At 67.8% G+C, this 17210-nt stretch carries 15 protein-coding genes; 6 read left to right on the top strand and 9 right to left on the bottom strand.

Features of this window, described 5'->3' with window-relative positions; translation table 11 throughout:
• Positions 1 to 6: 6 nt before the first annotated feature.
• The 3 genes from AC6RIC_RS05280 (at position 7) to AC6RIC_RS05270 (ending at position 3383) form a co-directional block, all read left to right on the top strand.
• Positions 7 to 918, top strand: coding sequence for a DMT family transporter (locus AC6RIC_RS05280; protein ID WP_499735394.1), 912 nt, complete (start codon positions 7 to 9; stop codon positions 916 to 918).
• Between the two features lie 91 nt (positions 919 to 1009).
• A complete protein-coding gene (locus tag AC6RIC_RS05275) occupies positions 1010 to 2122 on the top strand; it encodes a CobW family GTP-binding protein (RefSeq protein WP_499735393.1) in 1113 nt (370 codons plus the stop codon).
• A 109-nt stretch (positions 2123 to 2231) separates the two neighbouring features.
• The gene (locus AC6RIC_RS05270; RefSeq protein ID WP_499735392.1) at positions 2232 to 3383 is read left to right on the top strand and encodes a GNAT family N-acetyltransferase; all 1152 of its coding nucleotides are present in this window, start codon (positions 2232 to 2234) and stop codon (positions 3381 to 3383) included.
• On the opposite strand, the gene AC6RIC_RS05265 is transcribed toward AC6RIC_RS05270, so the two are convergent.
• The 3 genes from AC6RIC_RS05265 to AC6RIC_RS05255 form a co-directional block, all read right to left on the bottom strand.
• Positions 3352 to 4968 carry an AMP-binding protein gene (locus AC6RIC_RS05265; RefSeq protein WP_499736557.1) on the bottom strand — a complete coding sequence of 539 codons (1617 nt, stop codon included), beginning with the start codon at positions 4966 to 4968 and terminating at the stop codon, positions 3352 to 3354. The genes AC6RIC_RS05270 and AC6RIC_RS05265 overlap by 32 nt on opposite strands.
• A 96-nt stretch (positions 4969 to 5064) precedes the next feature.
• Positions 5065 to 6027 (bottom strand): ABC transporter substrate-binding protein, encoded by a 963-nt coding sequence (locus AC6RIC_RS05260; RefSeq protein WP_454655274.1) that lies wholly within the window; start codon positions 6025 to 6027, stop codon positions 5065 to 5067.
• 351 nt (positions 6028 to 6378) lie between these two features.
• Positions 6379 to 7479 (bottom strand): NADH:flavin oxidoreductase/NADH oxidase, encoded by a 1101-nt coding sequence (locus AC6RIC_RS05255; RefSeq protein WP_499735391.1) that lies wholly within the window; start codon positions 7477 to 7479, stop codon positions 6379 to 6381.
• Between the two features lie 91 nt (positions 7480 to 7570).
• Between AC6RIC_RS05255 and AC6RIC_RS05250 the strand changes: the two genes are divergently transcribed.
• Both AC6RIC_RS05250 and AC6RIC_RS05245 read left to right on the top strand, forming a co-directional pair.
• A complete protein-coding gene (locus tag AC6RIC_RS05250; RefSeq protein ID WP_454655270.1) occupies positions 7571 to 7876 on the top strand; it encodes an ArsR/SmtB family transcription factor in 306 nt (101 codons plus the stop codon).
• Positions 7877 to 7922: 46 nt separating this feature from the next.
• Positions 7923 to 8417, top strand: a complete 495-nt coding sequence (locus AC6RIC_RS05245) for an RNA pyrophosphohydrolase (RefSeq protein WP_499735390.1) — start codon at positions 7923 to 7925, stop codon at positions 8415 to 8417.
• Positions 8418 to 8487: 70 nt separating this feature from the next.
• On the opposite strand, the gene AC6RIC_RS05240 is transcribed toward AC6RIC_RS05245, so the two are convergent.
• The 6 genes from AC6RIC_RS05240 to AC6RIC_RS05215 form a co-directional block, all read right to left on the bottom strand.
• The gene (locus AC6RIC_RS05240) at positions 8488 to 8901 is read right to left on the bottom strand and encodes a F0F1 ATP synthase subunit epsilon (protein WP_454655267.1); all 414 of its coding nucleotides are present in this window, start codon (positions 8899 to 8901) and stop codon (positions 8488 to 8490) included.
• 130 nt (positions 8902 to 9031) lie between these two features.
• Entirely contained in the window at positions 9032 to 10516 is a 1485-nt protein-coding gene (gene atpD, locus AC6RIC_RS05235; RefSeq protein ID WP_454655265.1) for a F0F1 ATP synthase subunit beta, read from the bottom strand.
• Positions 10517 to 10590: 74 nt separating this feature from the next.
• Entirely contained in the window at positions 10591 to 11460 is an 870-nt protein-coding gene (locus tag AC6RIC_RS05230; protein ID WP_454655263.1) for a F0F1 ATP synthase subunit gamma, read from the bottom strand.
• Positions 11461 to 11564: 104 nt separating this feature from the next.
• The gene (gene atpA / locus AC6RIC_RS05225; RefSeq protein ID WP_499735389.1) at positions 11565 to 13097 is read right to left on the bottom strand and encodes a F0F1 ATP synthase subunit alpha; all 1533 of its coding nucleotides are present in this window, start codon (positions 13095 to 13097) and stop codon (positions 11565 to 11567) included.
• Entirely contained in the window at positions 13097 to 13666 is a 570-nt protein-coding gene (locus AC6RIC_RS05220; RefSeq protein WP_454655260.1) for a F0F1 ATP synthase subunit delta, read from the bottom strand. The genes atpA and AC6RIC_RS05220 overlap by 1 nt, the downstream gene beginning before the upstream one ends.
• Positions 13667 to 13874: 208 nt before the next feature.
• Entirely contained in the window at positions 13875 to 16076 is a 2202-nt protein-coding gene (locus tag AC6RIC_RS05215) for a primosomal protein N' (RefSeq protein WP_499735388.1), read from the bottom strand.
• 187 nt (positions 16077 to 16263) lie between these two features.
• Between AC6RIC_RS05215 and AC6RIC_RS05210 the strand changes: the two genes are divergently transcribed.
• The gene (locus AC6RIC_RS05210; RefSeq protein ID WP_499735387.1) at positions 16264 to 17190 is read left to right on the top strand and encodes a tyrosine recombinase XerC; all 927 of its coding nucleotides are present in this window, start codon (positions 16264 to 16266) and stop codon (positions 17188 to 17190) included.
• The last annotated feature ends 20 nt before the right edge of the window (positions 17191 to 17210 follow it).

The following is a 17210-nucleotide window of genomic DNA, read 5'->3' as shown; positions in this document are numbered from 1 at the left end:
GCCTGATTGGACCTGAGGAGCCCTGACCGGGACCGAACCGGCGAACGACAGGGCCTCGTCCTGGCGCTCGCCTCGGCCGCTGCTTTCGGCACCAATATCGTCAGCGCACAGATCGCCGGGCAGGCGGGTCTCAGCGGCCCGCTCCTCGTCTTCTACCGCGTGCTGCTGATGCTTGCGCTCGTCGGCGGCGTCGCGCTCGCCTGGCGCGGCTCCCTCGCCCTGAAGCGCGGCGAGCGGCAGCCCGTCCTGCTCTTCGGCCTGGCGACGGCGCTGGTCGGCATCGCCTATCTCTCCTCGGTCGCCTTCATTCCCGTCTCGGTCGCCGCGGTGGTGTTCTACACCTTCCCGGTCCTGATCGTGCTGGCCGAGCCCATCCTGACCCCGGCCCCGTTGCGGGCCGACAGGCTGGCGGGCGCACTCGCAGCCTTCCTCGGCATCGCCCTCGTCGTCGGCCCCGACCTGCACGGGCTCGATCCGCGCGGCCTCGCGCTCGCCATGCTCGCAAGCGTCAGTGCCGCCGCGCAATTCTTCGCCGCGGCGCGCTGCGCTGAGACGCCGACCCTGCCCAAGCTGTTCTGGTCGCATGTCGTCATCCTGCCGGTGACCGCGCTGGTGCTGCTCGCCACAGGCGGCTTCCTGCCGCCCCAGACCTTCCTGCTCGCGCCGATCGCAGTCGCCATCACCTATGGCGGCTATATCGTCGGCTTCCTCTTCCAGATCCTCGCGCTCGCCCGCATCGCGCCCGGCCCCGCCGGCCTCGCCTTCTGCGCCGAGCCGGTCTTCGCCGTCATCATCGCCGCCTTCGTGCTCGCCGAGCGGCTGGGCCCGCTGCAATATGCCGGCTGCGCCCTTGTCATCGCGGCCATCGCCACTAATGTAATACTAGAACAAACGAGGCGGAGCGTCGTGCCTGCCTAGATCGTCACGCGCCCTGCCGGGCGCGCAGAAGACGATCTTTCCCACTGATGGGACATCGGATTGACCCGATGTCCTCGAGGCTTTGCGACCCATGACCGGCGATCCCGCCCGCCCCCTCCCCGTCCCGCTCACCCTGCTCACCGGCTTCCTCGGCGCCGGCAAGACCACCTTGCTGAACCGCCTGCTGAAGGACCCGGCGCTGGCCGGGACGCTCGTGCTCGTCAACGAGTTCGGCGAGATCGGCCTCGACCATCTGATGATCGAGGGCGTCGAGGAGAATATGATCCTCCTCGAATCCGGCTGTCTGTGCTGCACCATCCGCGACGACCTCATCGTCACGCTGGAGGATTTGCTGCGCGGCCGCGACAACGGCCGCATCGCCCCCTTCTCGCGCCTCGTCATCGAGACGACCGGCCTCGCCGACCCCGCGCCGATCCTCAACGTCCTGATCAACCATCCTTATCTCGCCATGCGCTTCCGGCTCGACGGCGTCGTCACGCTGGTCGATGCCGTCAACGGCATGGCGACGCTTGACGCCCATGAAGAGGCCCGCCGACAGGTCGTCGCCGCCGACCGGCTGGTCCTGACCAAGGCCGAACTCGCCGCGCCGGATGATGTCGCCGCCCTGCGGCAGCGCCTCGACGGCCTCAATCCAGGCATCGCCATCCTGCCGCCGGACGCACCCGCCGCCGAGCTGATCGGCGCCGGCCTCTACGATCTCGCCAAGCAGCCGCAGGCGTTGCGCCTCTGGCTGGCCGAAGACGCGTTGCCTGGCCACCATCACCATGGGCACGATCACCACCACGGCGATCATCACCACCATCACGGGCACGATCACGCCCATGGCCAGGACCCGCATGACGTCAACCGTCACGACGCCTCGATCCGCGCCTTCGTCCTGGCTGCCGAGCAGCCGGTCGCCCGCACCACCTTCGAGCTGTTCTGGACCCTTCTGCGCTCGATCCACGGCCCGCGCCTGCTGCGGCTGAAGGGGTTGGTCGATATCGCCGGCGAACCCGGTCGCCCCCTGCTTGTCCATGCCGTCCAGCAGATCCTGCATCCGCCGATCCAGCTCGACGCCTGGCCGGATGCCGATCACCGCTCCCGCCTCGTCCTGATCGTCAGGGATATCGAGGAGGACACCGTCCGCAAGCTCTGGTCGGCCTTCCTCGGGCAGGCCGCCACGCAGCCCCAGACCGCCTGAGTACCGGCCCGTTTCTTGAACCTGACCCGGCGAGAGGCAAGGCACGCCAACCTGCCTTGCCGTTCCGGCACAGCAATGCGCCAGAACGATCCAGGAAGGGTGCGGGCAGATGAGCACGATCAGAGCTCTGGCGGCGACCGAAGGCAGCGCGACGGCAGCCATGCCGAACCTGCCACTGCCTCGCCCGGATGCAGCGATCTATAGCGAATTGCGCGCGCTCAGTGCCTGCGATGCCATCCGCCACGAATGGGCCGACCTCGCAAGCCGCGCGCTCGAGGCCAATCCCTGCCTCGAGCCGGGCTTCGCGCTTGCCGCCGCGCAGCACCTCATCTCCTTCCGCGATGCCGAATTGATGCTGCTCTGGCAGGGCGAGCCGAGCTCGGAACGGCGCCGGCTCGTCGGGCTCGTTCCTTGCCGGACGCGCCGCCATATCTTCGCGGCCGACACGCTGGAAGGTTTCGCCGATCCGCGCCTGCTGAACGGCACGCCGCTGCTCGACAGCACCTTCGCCGCCCCCGCGCTCGCCGCCTTCCTGCGCGACTGGCGCCGGTGCGGCCATGCCAGCGACGCCTTTTCCCTGTCGGGCATCGATCCTGCCGGCGCCTTTGCCACCACGCTCGCGCGCGTCGCCGACGGCCAGGGCGTGGCGGTCGGTTGGCAGCCCGTCCTTGGACGCCGGCTCGAGCTTCCGCCCACCGCCCGCATCGCCACCTCCGACGAAACCTTGCGGGACAAGGGCCGCCTGATCCTCGCCGAAGCCACGAACCAGGCCGACCGGCGCGACGCCGTCGAGATCCTGCTGGCGCTCGAAGCCTCCGGATCGCGCGGCAGGGCCGGCAAGGCGACGCTGCAGGACACCCGCGAGGTCGGCTTCCTGCGCAGCATGAGCCGCGATCTCGGCCGGCAGAAGCTCTGCCGCGTCGCCGTTCTGGTGCTGGACGACCGGCCGATCGCCGCCGCGCTCACGCTCGGAAAGGGCGCCTCCTGCTGGCTCTATCACGGCGTCGGCGACGAGGCCCATGCCGCGCTGGAGCCGCTGCCGATGCTGCTCGCCATGATGCGCAAGGCGCAGCCCTCGCGGCAGATCCTGCTGCCCGGCGGCCTGCCGCTCTTCGGCGCCCGTGAGGAGGCCTTCGGCACGATCCGCCTCACGCGACGCCGGGCGCAAGGCTCGCGTCGGCCGGTCGATCTTGCGGCCCGGATGCGCGAGAGGATCGTGCGCTCGCTGTTCAGGCCTCGGCCCGCAGCAGTCGACGGATGATCTTGCCGGTCGTCGTCAGCGGCAGCTCGTCGCGGAAGGCGATCTCGCGCGGATATTCATGGGCCGAAAGCCGCGCCCGCACGAAGCCCTGAAGCTCGGAGACCAGAGCCTGCGAGCCGCCATGGCCGGGCTTCAGCACGACGAAGGCCTTGACGATCTCGGTGCGCAGCGGATCGGGCTTGCCGACGGCCGCCGCCAACGCCACGGCCGGATGGCGCAGCAGGCAATCCTCGATCTCGCCGGGCCCGATGCGATAGCCCGATGAGGTGATCACGTCGTCGTCGCGGCCGATGAAGCGGACATAGCCCTCCTCGTCCTGCACGCCTTCGTCGCCGGTCGTCATCCAGTCGCCGACAAACTTGGCCGCCGTCGCCTCCGGGTTGCGCCAGTATTCCAGGAACATCACCGGATCGGGCCGACGCACGGCGATCTGCCCCTCCTCGCCGGCGGCGCAGATCGTGCCGTCCGGCCGGATGATCGCGACCTCATGGCCGGGCACCGCCCTGCCGATCGTGCCCGGGCGGCTGACACCGATCGCCGCGCTGGAGGCGAGCACGAGATTGCACTCGGTCTGGCCATAGGCCTCGTTGATCGTGAGTCCGAGCGCCTCGCGCCCCCATTCCAGCGTCTCCGCGCCGAGCGCCTCGCCCGCCGCCGCGACCGTGCGCAGGTTCAGGCGCCAGCGCCCCTGCGGGCTGCCGGCGCCGCGCATCATCCTGAGCGCCGTCGGCGGCACGAAGGCATTGCGGATGCCGAGATCCTGGATCAGCCGGTAGGCTTCTTCCGGCTCGAAGCGCGTCACTGGCCGCGCCACCACCGCGACGCCGAAATGCAGTGCCGGCAGCAGCATGTTGAGCAGCCCGCCCGCCCAGGCCCAGTCGGCCGGCGTCCAGGCGAGATCGCCCGGCCGCGGCATGAATTCATGCGGCATCTGCACGCCCGGCAAATGGCCGGGCAGAACGCGGTGGCCATGCAGCGCACCCTTCGGATTGCCTGTTGTCCCCGAGGTGTAGATCATCAGTGCCGGATCGTCCGGCGTGGTCTCAACCGGGGTGAAATCCGGGCTGCCTTCCGCCAGCAGCGCGTCCCACCCTTCCACCACGCCATCGGCACCGTCGGTCGAGATACGCAGAGCCAGCTCCGGCAGCGGCTGAGTGATCTGGCCGAGCTTCGCCAGCCCGCCGGCATTGGTCACGACGACCTTGGCGGCCGAGTCGGTCAGGCGATAGGCCAAGGCATCGACCCCGAACAAGGCCGCCAGCGGCACGGCGATCGCGCCGAGCTTGTAGGCGGCGAGATGCGCGGTCAGCACCGCCCGCCCCTGCGGCAGGAGGATGGCGATGCGGTCGCCCCGGCCGACGCCACGCGCGCGCAAGGCACTCGCCAGCCGGTTCGAATGCTCGCGCAGCCAGCCGAAGCTGACCGGGCTCACCTGCCAGTCCGTGGAGACCTCGATGATGGCCGGACGGTCAGGTGCGATAGCGGCCCAACGGTCGCAGACGTCGACGGCGATGTTGTAGCGATCCGGGATGCGCCAGCGGAAACTCTCGCGTAGCGCGGCATAATCGGGCAGGTCTGGCAGGATCAAAATCGACGTCCGGTGGGAGGCGCGGCACGATAGGCAGGCCGCCCCCCTCTGTCACCCGCATCTTGCGTATCATCTCCCAGCGTAACGATGCGCTCAGAACATGCGTTCGCTGGCCGGTGGAAGATAGGCGTCGGTAAAGGCATCGCCGGCCCGCACCTTGTCACGGAACGCGCCCGCCGAAGCGAGCTGGCCCAGCGCCTGCCCCCAGCGCTCGCTGTCGATCCCGCCAAGCCCGTGTGCGCGCACATAGGGCGTCAGCACATTCCGCTCGATCACCGCGGCGAGCTTGTCGCGTTCGACCTCGAGCTGAGCGCTTTCGTTACGGCGCAGGACCAGCTGCGCGCCGGCACCCGGATTGACGGCGGCGTCGCGGATGCCGCGCATGACGGCGCGCACCAGCCCGCGCACGGCATCGGGCTTGCTCGCGATCAGCTTGCCGGACACGATCACCGCGCTGCCATAGAGCAGCAATCCGTGCTCGGCCATTTCCATCAGCACGATGTCGTCGCCGGGCACGCCGCGCGCCCGGAGCGAGACGGCGGTGGAGGAGCCGAAGGCGAAGAGCGCGTCGATCTCGCCCGAGGCCAGCATCGGCTCGCGCACCGGCACGCCGATGGTCTCGATCCGGATCTTGCTGTCGTCGATCTTGTTGAGGCTCTTGAAGAGCGGCCATTGCGCAAAACTGGCATCGATGCTGGCCGTGCCGAGCTTGCGGCCTTCGAGGCTCGTCGGCGCGGTGGTGATCCCCCGGCTCTTGCGGCCGATCAGGGCGTATCCCGGCCGGTCATGCACGATCATCACCGCCGTGAGATCGGAACTCGGATTCTCGTCGCGGAAACGGATCAGCGCATTGATATCGCCGAAGCCGGCATCCTGCGTTCCCGACGCCAGCCTCTGGAGCATGGCACGCGCGCCATTGCCCGGCTCGATCACGACATCGAGCCCTTCGGCACCGAAATAGCCTTTGTCCTGCGCCGTCAGGAACGGCGCCGCCAGCGCATCGAAACGGCGGTCCAGCGCAAAGCGAACGGCGGTGTTTCCCTCGGCGCGAGCCACCCTGCCCCCGGCGAAACAGGCGGCCAAGCCCCCCATCGCCAGTTGTCCGAACCCGCGCCGACACGGCATTAGGGAACGAGAGGGCGAAGCGATCGGCATATCTAGCCTCCGGGCGCCTTGCTGGCTGGAACACGGCACATCCGTGCGTTCCGTCTTCCTGACATCATAAGATGTTGAAATGCCGTCAACATGACGGAAGTTCCATTACAAATTCGGGCTTCTTTCGATCTTGCCCTGCCCTGTCCCGATGCATTGCGCCAGCTTCGCAGCCGCGACGCCCCTGCACCTCCCACGAATGAAGGAGGAGCCGGGAAGCCCCTCCTTCATCGACGTCGCCGCGTGAAAACGCCGTCAGGCGGCGCGATAGCGCGCCAGCCAATGCGCGTAGGGCGCAGGCAAAGTCGCCCAGGCCGGGTTCTCGACGCCGAGGGCCTGCGCCGCCGCATAGGGCCAGTGCGGATCGGCCAGCAGCGGCCGGCCGAGCGTCACCAGATCGACCTTGCCTTCGCGGATCAACGCATCAGCCTGCTCGGGCTTGCTGATATACCAGCTCGTCGAAGCCGGTAGGCCGGTCTCGCGACGCACCCGCTCGGCGACTGGGCCCAGGAACGCCGGCCCCCACGGGATCTTCGCCTCGGTGGTCGAGAAGCCGACGCTGACATCGATGAAGTCGAGCCCCTCGGCCTTGAGGCGCTTCACCAGTTCGATCGACTCGGCGAGCGTCTCCTCGTCGCGCCCGTCATACTCGATCACGCCGAGCCGGGCGGAGAGCGGCCGGTTCTCGGGCCAGACCTTGCGGACGGCCGCCAGCGTCTCGATCAGGAAGCGGCTCCGGTTCTCGAAGCTGCCGCCATAGGCATCGTCGCGCTTGTTGGCATGCGGCGACAGGAAGCTCTGCGCGAGATAGCCATGGGCGAAATGCAGCTTCAGCCACTGGATGCCGATAGCGCGGGCGCGCTCGGCCGCGGCGACGAAATCGCCGCGCACGCGCTCGATATCCGTCGCGGTCATAGCACGCGGCACACGCCCGAGCCCGCCGCCATGCGCCACCGCCGACGGCGCGATCGTTTCCCAGCCGCGCTCGTCATTGGCCGGGATATGGTCGTCGCCTTCCCAGGGCAGGTTGGCGCTGGCCTTGCGCCCGGCATGGCCGATCTGGATGCCGGTGACGGCGCCGGCCTTGCGCATCTCGGCGACGATCGGTGCCAGCGCTTCCGCCTGCCCGTCATTCCACAGCCCGAGGCAGCCGGGGGTGATCCGGCCTTCTGGCGAGACACCGGTCGCCTCGATCACGACAAGGCCGGTGCCGCCGCGCGCGAGCCCGGCGAGATGCGCCCGGTGCCACTCGTTGGCGACGCCATCCTGCGCCATGTACTGACACATCGGCGAGGCGACGATGCGGTTGCGAAGGGTGACGCCCTTAAGGCTGAAAGGCTCGAACAGGCCAGGCATGATGCGGCTCCGCGCAGTGGATTTCTATATTTCGATAGTTCGATATTTTTCGAATTTTGGCAAGCTAAAAACCCTGTGATAGACTGCGTTCATGCGCCATGCCCGCCTGCCCGCCTCCGAAGAAATCGCGCTCGAAGACGTCTTCCACGCGCTGAGCGACCCGTTCCGGCTCGAAGTCGTGCGCCGGCTGGCGGTCGAGGGCGAGCAAAGCTGTCAGGCTCTCGAGGGCGACCGGCCGAAATCCAGCGTCTCCCACCATTTCCGCGTGCTGCGCGAGGCCGGGCTGATCCGCACCCGCAACGAAGGCGTGACCCGCATGAACGCCCTGCGTCGTGACGATATCGAGCAGCGCTTCCCCGGCCTGCTCGCCTGCGTCGTTCCCAAATCGAGCGAATGATCCGCGCCCGGTTCCGCTCAGCGAGCCGCCAGCCTATGCTCGCGCCATGAGCCTCCCCTACCGCCCCAATGTCGGCATCGCCCTGTTCAATGCGCAGGGCCACGTCTTCGCTGGCCGCTCGCACAGCGCCGGCCCCGAGATCGTCCTGCCCGGCTTCGACTGGCAGATGCCGCAGGGCGGCATAGACCCGGACGAGGACATCGTCGCCGCCGCCCGCCGCGAGCTGGAGGAGGAGACCGGCGTGACGCAGGCAGAGTTGCTTGCCGTGACCGACGCGTGGTGGAGCTACGACTTCCCGCCCTATGACGGGCCCTGGCACAAGCTCGCCGCCTTCCGCGGCCAGCGCCAGCGCTGGGTCGCTTTCCGCTTCACCGGCAGCGAGAGCGCGATGGATATCGGCAAGCCCAATGGCGACGAACCGCCGGAATTCAGCGAATGGCGCTGGTGCCTGCTCGCCGAGATGCCGGGCCTGGTCGTGCCGTTCAAGCGCCCGGTCTACCAGAAGGTGGCACAGGCCTTCGCCGCTTTCGCGGCGCCTTGATCGCACCGGTTGAGAAACGAAAAAGGGCCGCTCACGCGGCCCTTTTTGCATTCCGAAGCTCAGGCGCGAATTACGCCGCCTTACGCTGCTCGAAAACGTGCTTGAACTCCTGCAGCTGCACCAGCGTGTCCTGCAGGCGCTTCTTCTCGTCATCGTTATGCGAACCGGCGAGACGGGTCTCGGCGGTCAGGATTTCGGCATCGAGCACGGCGGTGTCGACGTCCTCGATGAAGCGGCCCTGCTCGGCCAGGATCGTCGTCGACGTCTGGTTGACCTCGACGAGGCCGCCATTGATGAAGAATTCCTTGCCGTTGCTCTCGGTCGTCTGGACGAAGACGATACCGGCCTTGAGCGTCGCGACGAGCGGCGCATGGCCTGCGAGCACGGTCATCTCGCCCTCGACCGAGGGAATGATGACACTGACGACATCGCCCGAGAACAGGATACGCTCCGGCGAGACGAGTTCGAACTTGAAGGTGGCCATCGCCTGTCTTTTCCTCCGACGTCACCCCGATCGCCGGACGACGCCGGGGGCCATGCCAGATGTGTCAACAATCCATGCCGGGCATGGTTCCGGGCGGCCGGAGCCGCCCGAAAGGAAGGATGCGCGAAGCTTACGCGGCCTCGGCGGCCAGGCGCTGCGCCTTCTCGACGGCTTCGTCGATCGAGCCGACCATGTAGAAGGCCGCTTCCGGCAGGTGGTCGTACTTGCCTTCCACCAGGCCCTTGAAGCCCTTGATCGTGTCCTCGAGCGGGACGAGCTTGCCGGGCGAGCCGGTGAAGACTTCCGCGACGAAGAACGGCTGCGACATGAAGCGCTCGATCTTGCGGGCGCGCGCCACGGTCAGCTTGTCGTCTTCCGAGAGCTCGTCCATGCCCAGGATCGCGATGATGTCCTGCAGCGACTTGTAGCGCTGGAGGGTCTGCTGCACCGCGGTGGCGACAGCGTAGTGCTCCTCGCCGACGATGTCGGCCGAGAGCATGCGCGAGGTGGAGTCGAGCGGGTCGACCGCCGGGTAGATGCCCTTTTCCGCGATCGAACGCGACAGCACGGTACGGGCGTCCAAGTGAGCGAACGAGGTCGCGGGCGCCGGGTCGGTCAGGTCGTCCGCGGGGACGTAGATCGCCTGCACCGAGGTGATCGAGCCCTTGTTCGTGGTGGTGATGCGCTCCTGCAGGTTGCCCATGTCGGTGGCGAGCGTCGGCTGATAGCCCACCGCCGACGGAATGCGGCCGAGCAGCGCGGACACTTCCGAGCCGGCCTGCGTGAAGCGGAAGATGTTGTCGACGAAGAACAGAACGTCCTGGCCCTTGTCGCGGAAGTCCTCGGCGATGGTCAGGCCGGCGAGAGCGACGCGCATGCGGGCGCCCGGGGGCTCGTTCATCTGGCCATAGACCAGGGCGCACTTGGAGCCAGCGGTCGAACCGTTGTTCTCCTTGGGGTTCTTGTTGACGTTGGACTCGATCATCTCGTGATAGAGATCGTTGCCCTCACGGGTGCGCTCGCCGACGCCGGCGAACACGGAGTAACCGCCGTGGGCCTTCGCGACGTTGTTGATCAGCTCCATGATCAGCACGGTCTTGCCGACGCCGGCGCCGCCGAACAGGCCGACCTTGCCGCCCTTGGCGTAAGGCGCCAGCAGGTCGACGACCTTGATGCCGGTGACGAGGATCTGGGCCTCGGTCGACTGCTCGGAATAGGCCGGAGCCGGCTGGTGGATGCCGCGGGTGGCGGAGGTCTTGATCGGGCCGGCCTCGTCGACCGGCTCGCCGATGACGTTCATGATGCGGCCGAGCGTCTCGTCGCCGACCGGAACCGCGATCGGGGCGCCGGTATCGGTGACCGACTGGCCACGGACCAGACCTTCGGTCGAGTCCATCGCGATGGTGCGGACGGTGTTCTCGCCGAGATGCTGGGCGACCTCGAGGACGAGGCGGTTGCCGAGATTGTCGGTCTCGAGCGCGTTCAGGATCTCCGGCAGGGCGCCGTCGAACTGCACGTCGACGACGGCGCCGATGACCTGGGCAACGCGGCCGGTGCCGGTGTTGGCGGGCTTCTCGGCGGTCTTCTTGGTGGTCTTGGTAGCGGCTTTGGCCATGGCGGAACCTCGGGACTAGCGCATTCGGATGTGACGGCAGCCGGCGGCTTGCGCCACCGGCGAAGATTAGGCGGTTAGAGCGCTTCCGCGCCGGAGATGATCTCGATCAGTTCCTTCGTGATCATCGCCTGGCGCGAGCGGTTGTAGATCTGCGTCTGCTTCTTGATCATCTCGCCGGCGTTGCGCGTGGCGGAGTCCATCGCAGACATGCGCGCGCCCTGTTCGGAAGCGGCATTCTCGAGCAGCCCGCGCAGAACCTGGACGGTCAGGTTGCGCGGCAGCAGCGCTTCCAGGATCTCGCTCTCGTCGGGCTCGTAATCGTAGACCGCGTCGGTCTGCTTCGTCCCTTCCGGAATCTCGGCCGGGATGATGCGCTGCGCGGTCGGGATCTGGGCGATCACCGAGCGGAAGCGCGAGAAGAACAGCGTCGCGACGTCGAACTCGCCATTGCCGAAGCGGGCCAGCACGTTCTGGGCGATCGCCTCGGCATTGACGAAGCCGACCTGCTTGAACTCGCGCAGGTCGATGAACTCGATGATATCCGCCGCGAACTGGCGACGCAGGATATCGTAGCCCTTCTTGCCGACGCAGATGATCTTGACCGTCTTGCCCTCGGCCTTCAGCGCGTTCGCCTTGTCGCGGGCGAGGCGCGCGATCGAGGAGTTGAAGGCGCCGCACAGGCCGCGCTCGGCGGTCAGCACCAGCAGCAGATGCACCTTGTCGGAACCCGTGCCGGCGATCAGGCGCGGGGCGCTCGAACCGGACACGCCGGAAGCGAGGTTCGACAGCACCGTCTCCATGCGCTCGGCATAGGGACGCGCGGCCTCGGCGGCCGTCTGCGCCCGGCGCAGCTTCGCAGCCGCGACCATCTGCATGGCCTTGGTGATCTTCTGCGTCGACTTCACCGAAGCGATGCGATTGCGTAGGTCCTTAAGGGACGGCATCCGATCTTGATCCCCTACTCGTCAGCCGCGGCAGGCGCGGCAACGAAGCAATCCAGAGAAGCAGCGCGGCGGAGCTCAGGGCTCGGCCGCGCCGATAATGATGATCAGGCGAAGGACTTCGCGTAGCCCGCGACGATGTCCTTGAGCTTGGCGGCGTTGGCGTCCGACAGATCCTTCGACGAGCCGATCTCGTTCAGCATGTCGGCATGCTTGCCGCGGACCAGCGCGAGCAGACCGTCCTCGAAGGCGCGAACCTTGCTGACCGGCAGCGCGTCGAGATAGCCGTTCACGCCGGCATAGATCACGACGACCTGCTCTTCCATCTTCAGCGGCGAGAACTGCGGCTGCTTCAGGAGCTCGGTCAGGCGGGCGCCGCGGTTGAGCAGGCGCTGCGTGACCGCGTCGAGGTCCGAACCGAACTGGGCGAAGGCGGCCATCTCGCGATACTGGGCGAGCTCACCCTTGATCTTGCCGGCGACCTTCTTGGTGGCCTTGGTCTGCGCCGAAGAGCCGACGCGCGACACCGAGAGGCCGACGTTCACCGCCGGGCGGATGCCCTGGTAGAACAGGTCCGTCTCCAGGAAGATCTGACCGTCGGTGATCGAGATCACGTTGGTCGGGATGTAGGCGGACACGTCGTTCGCCTGCGTCTCGATGACCGGCAGCGCCGTCAGCGAGCCGAGGCCGGCGTCCTCGCCCATCTTCGCCGCGCGCTCGAGCAGGCGGGAGTGGAGATAGAACACGTCGCCCGGATAGGCCTCGCGGCCCGGCGGGCGGCGCAGCAGCAGCGACATCTGGCGGTAGGCAACGGCCTGCTTGGAAAGGTCGTCATAGATGATGACGGCGTGCATGCCGTTATCGCGGAAGAACTCGCCCATCGAGCAGCCGGCGAACGGCGCCAGGAACTGCATCGGGGCCGGGTCGGAGGCGGTGGCCGCCACGACGATCGAGTACTCCAGCGCGCCGCGCTCCTCGAGCACCTTCACGAGCTGGGCGACGGTCGAACGCTTCTGGCCGACGGCGACGTAGACGCAGTAGAGCTTCTGGCTCTCGGGAGCGCCTTCGACGTTCAGCGGCTTCTGGTTCAGGATCGTGTCGAGCGCCACGGCGGTCTTGCCGGTCTGGCGGTCGCCGATGATCAGCTCGCGCTGGCCGCGGCCGATCGGGATCAGGGCGTCGACCGCCTTGAGGCCGGTCGCCATCGGCTCGTGCACCGACTTGCGCGGAATGATGCCGGGCGCCTTGACGTCGACGCGGGCGCGGGCCTTGGCCTTGATCGGGCCCTTGCCGTCGATCGGGTTGCCGAGAGCGTCGACGACGCGGCCGAGCAGCTCCTTGCCGACGGGAACGTCGACGATGGCGCCGGTGCGCTTGACCGTCTGGCCTTCCTTGATGTCGCGGTCGGAACCGAAGATCACGACGCCGACATTGTCGCTCTCGAGGTTGAGCGCCATGCCGCGCACGCCGGACTCGAACTCGACCATCTCACCGGCCTGGACCTTGTCGAGGCCGTAGACGCGGGCGATGCCGTCGCCGACGGAGAGAACCTGGCCGACTTCGGTCACCGAAGCTTCCGAGCCGAAGTTCGAAATCTGGGCCTTCAGGATGGCGGAGATTTCAGCGGGGCGGATGTCCATCAGCCGACCTCTTTCATGGCAAGACGAATTGAATTGAGTTTGGTTTTCAGCGACGCATCGACCATGCGGGAGCCCATCTTGACGATGAGCCCGCCGATCAGGGCCGGATCGATCTTGATGGATACGTCGACATCCTTGCCGGCGACGCCCTTCAGCGCCGCACGGATTTCGTCGACGCGCTTGGCCGTGGGCTCTTCGGCGACCGTCACCTCGGCGGAGACGATGCCCTTGGCCTCGGCGACCAGACGCTTGTAACCGGTGATCATGCCCGGCAGCGCGAAGAGGCGGCGCTTGCTGGCGACGAAGCCGATGAAATTGGCAGCGATGCCGGTGATGCCGGCCTTCTCGAGCACGGCCTTGATCGCCGCCACCTGCTCCTCGGCCGTGAAGGCCGGGCTCTGGATCAGGCGGTTCAGATCCTCGCTCTCGGCGAGCAGGCCGTTGAAGCTATCCAGAGCGGCCGCGACGGTGTCGATCGCACCCGCCTCCTCAGCCAGCTCGAACAAAGCGGTGGCATAGCGCTGAGCTACGCCCGACACCAATGTCCCCTGCGATCCGCCTTCAGCCACGCTTCCCGTCTCTCGTTTCAAGGGACCACACCAGCGACCTTCCTGACGAAGGTGGAGTGTATGCTCCCGACACTGCGAGTATCATAGGCGCAAAGCCGGCAAGACGACTTCGCGACCGAAATGTGGCGGTGCACTAGCATGCGGTTCCGGGCCGCGCAATCGCTGATTGCCCTTCATAAGCGGCGATTTTGCCGCGCCTTTCAGCTCTTCAAAGGAAGCTTTGCGGATCGACATCGACCGCGACCCGGACCGAGCCCTTGGGCCGGGGCGCCCGCTTCAGCCAGCCGCGCAGGTAATCCTGCAGATTGGTCTCGCGCGCCGTCTTGACGATCAGGCGCATGCGATGGCGCCCGCGCAGCACCGCCAGAGGCGCTTCCGCTGGCCCCAGCACCATGATTCCGTCGCTTGCCTCGGCACAGCGCGCCAGCGCCCTGGCATGGCTCTCGGCCTCGGCCTGACTGTTGGCGGAGACGATCAGCGCCGCCAGGCGCCCGAAGGGCGGCAGGCCCGCAGCCTCCCGCGAGGCCTCCTCTGCGGCATAAAACCGCTCCGGATCACCCGAGATCAACGCCTTGAGGACGGGATGCTCGGGGTCATGCGTCTGAAGCAGGGCGCGGCCGGGTTTCTCGCCCCGCCCTGCGCGGCCGGTAACCTGCCTGAGCGCCTGAAACGTCCGCTCCGCCGCGCGCGGATCGCCGGAGGTCAGGCCGAGATCGGCGTCGATCACGCCGACCAGCGTCATTCCCGGGAAATTATGGCCCTTGGCGACGAGCTGGGTGCCAATGACGATGTCGAATTCGCCGTCGGCCACGGCCATGAGCTCCGTCTTCAGCCTTTCCGTGCCGCCTGGAAAATCGCTGGAGAGCACGATCGAACGCGCCTGTGGAAAAAGCGTCGCGACCTCCTCGGCCAGCCGCTCCACGCCCGGTCCGCAGGCGACGAGGCTCTCAGGCTTGTGGCAGGCTGGGCATTCATGCGGCCGGCGCTCGACATGCCCGCAATGATGGCAGACCAGCGCCCGCCGGAAGCGATGATCGACCAGCCAGGCCGAGCAGTTCGGGCATTGGAAGCGATGGCCGCAATCCCGGCAGAGCGTCAGCGGCGCGTAGCCGCGCCGGTTGAGAAAGAGCAGCGACTGCTCCTTCGCCTCCAGATTGGCCTCGACCGCCTTGATCAGCGCGCCCGAGAGCCAGCGCCCGCGCTCCGGCTTGTCGCGGCGCAGATCGACGAGACCAAGCTGCGGCAACTCGCGCCCGCCAAAACGCTCCGGCAGCTTGAGATGGGCATAGCGCCCGCGCTCGGCATTGACCCGCGTCTCCAAGGACGGCGTCGCGGAAGCGAGAACCACCGGGGCGTTCTCGATGCGCCCCCGCACCACCGCCATGTCGCGCGCATGATAGGAGACGCCGTCCTCCTGCTTGTAGGCGCTCTCGTGCTCCTCATCGACGACGATGAGGCCGAGGTCGCTATAGGGCAGGAACAGCGCGGAGCGGGCACCGGCCACGACCTTCGCCTCGCCCGATGCGATCGCCGCCTGCAGGCGCTCGCGCTTGCGGCCGGTCACGGCCGAATGCCACAAGCCCGGCCTGACGCCGAAACGGGCCTCGAAACGGTCGATGAACTGCGCGGTCAGCGCGATTTCCGGCATCAGGATCAGGCTCTGGCGGCCGAGCCGGATCGCCTCGGCGACCGCCTCGAAATAGACTTCGGTCTTGCCGGAGCCGGTAACGCCTTCGAGCAGCGAGACGCCGAAGACCTTCGCCTGCACCGACTTGACCAGCGCCTGAGCGACCTCGCCCTGCCCTTCCGAAAGTTCCGGCACAGCATGGTCGGGATCGGGCAAAGCCGCGATCGCCTCGCGCGGCAGTGGCTCGACGATGAAGGTGCCGGCATCGACGAGGGAATCGATCACGGCCGCGCTGACCGATGCGGCTTCCGCGAGCGCCGATTTCGCGATCAGCAACCCGCCCTCGGCCGCTGCGATGGCACGCGCCCGTGCCGGGGTCATGCGGCCGGGCGGCGCTCCGGCAAGCCGGACGCCGAGCCTCAGTCGCTCCGGCGTATCGTCCGGTTGCCGGCGCAGCGCCAGCGCCAGCACCGAGCCCTTCGGCGCCAGCGTGTACCAGGCCACCCAGTCGACGAGCTTGCGCAGCGCCGGATCGAGCGGCGGCATGTCGTATTTCTCGGTGACCTTCTTGAGATTGCCGCCGCGTCCGCTGCCGACATCCCAGACCACGCCGACGGTCTCGCGCGGCCCCAGCGGCACCTGCACGATATCGCCCGGCTTCAGCACGAGCCCGGCCGGCACGGCATAACTATAGGCCTGGTCGAGCCCGAGCGGGATCAGCACGTCGACCGTGCCGGCCTGCTCCATCTCTTCCGAATCGTCGATCAGATCGAACTGCGCCATCGTCACAAATATTGCTGTGTCATCCCGGGCGACCGGAGGGAGACCCGGGATCCATGCCGGAACGGTTCAGGCATGGATCCCGGATCGGCGCCGCTGACGCGGCTTGTCCGGGATGACCGCGTGTTTCGCTCGCCAGTGTCTAGCATCGATTCGGCTGCTGTTAAGGCAGGAGCGCCATGCTCCCTGCATGACCGATTTCGAACCCTTCCGGCGCGACTGGCTTTCGCACCTCTCGGCCGAGCGGCGCCTCTCGCCGAAGACGCTCGAGGCTTATTCCCGCGATCTCGGCCAGTTCCACGCGTTCCTGACCGAACATCTCGGCGGCGCCCCCTCGCTTTCCGATATCGCCGCACTCAAGCCCGTCGACCTGCGCGCCTTCCTTGGCCAACGCCGCCGTGACAATGTCGGCAACCGCACGCTGATGCGTCAGCTCGCGGCGCTCCGCTCCTTCGCCCGCTTCGGCGAGCGCCAGGGCAGGCTCACCGCCGCCGCCTTCGCCGCAACGCGCGGCCCGCGCCTCGGCAAATCCCTGCCGCGCCCGCTCGAACCCTCGGCCGCCCGCGCCGTTACTCAGGCCGATACCCGTGCCGGCGAAGAGCGCGAGCAATGGATCCTCGCCCGCGACGCCGCCGTGCTCGGCCTGCTCTATGGCAGCGGCCTGCGCATCTCGGAGGCACTTTCGCTTGCCCGCACGCAGGCGCCGCTTCAGGCCGGCGACACGCTGACCGTCATCGGCAAGGGCAGCAAGACCCGGATGGTGCCGGTGCTCCCCGTCGTGATCACGGCGATCGCCGAATACCTCAAGCTCTGCCCCTGGCGTCTGCCGCCGGAAGGGCCGCTTTTCGTTGGAGCCAAGGGCGGGCCGCTCTCGCCGCGCATCATCCAGCTTACGGTCGAGGGCTTGCGCGGCGCGCTCGGCCTGCCGTCCTCGGCCACGCCGCATTCCCTGCGCCACTCCTTCGCGACGCATCTGCTCGGGCGCGGCGGCGATCTCCGCGCCATCCAGGAGCTGCTCGGCCACGCCTCGCTCTCGACGACGCAAATCTATACCCGCATCGACTCGGCCCGGCTGATGGCGGCCTATGACGCCGCCCATCCGCGCGCCGGGCGCTAGACCCGCATCGCCCTCTTGCT

This window comes from Allobosea sp. TBD101 (genome assembly GCF_059817965.1).
The sequence above is the reverse complement of the archived record's forward strand: the minus strand, read 5'-3'. Positions and strand labels throughout refer to the sequence as shown.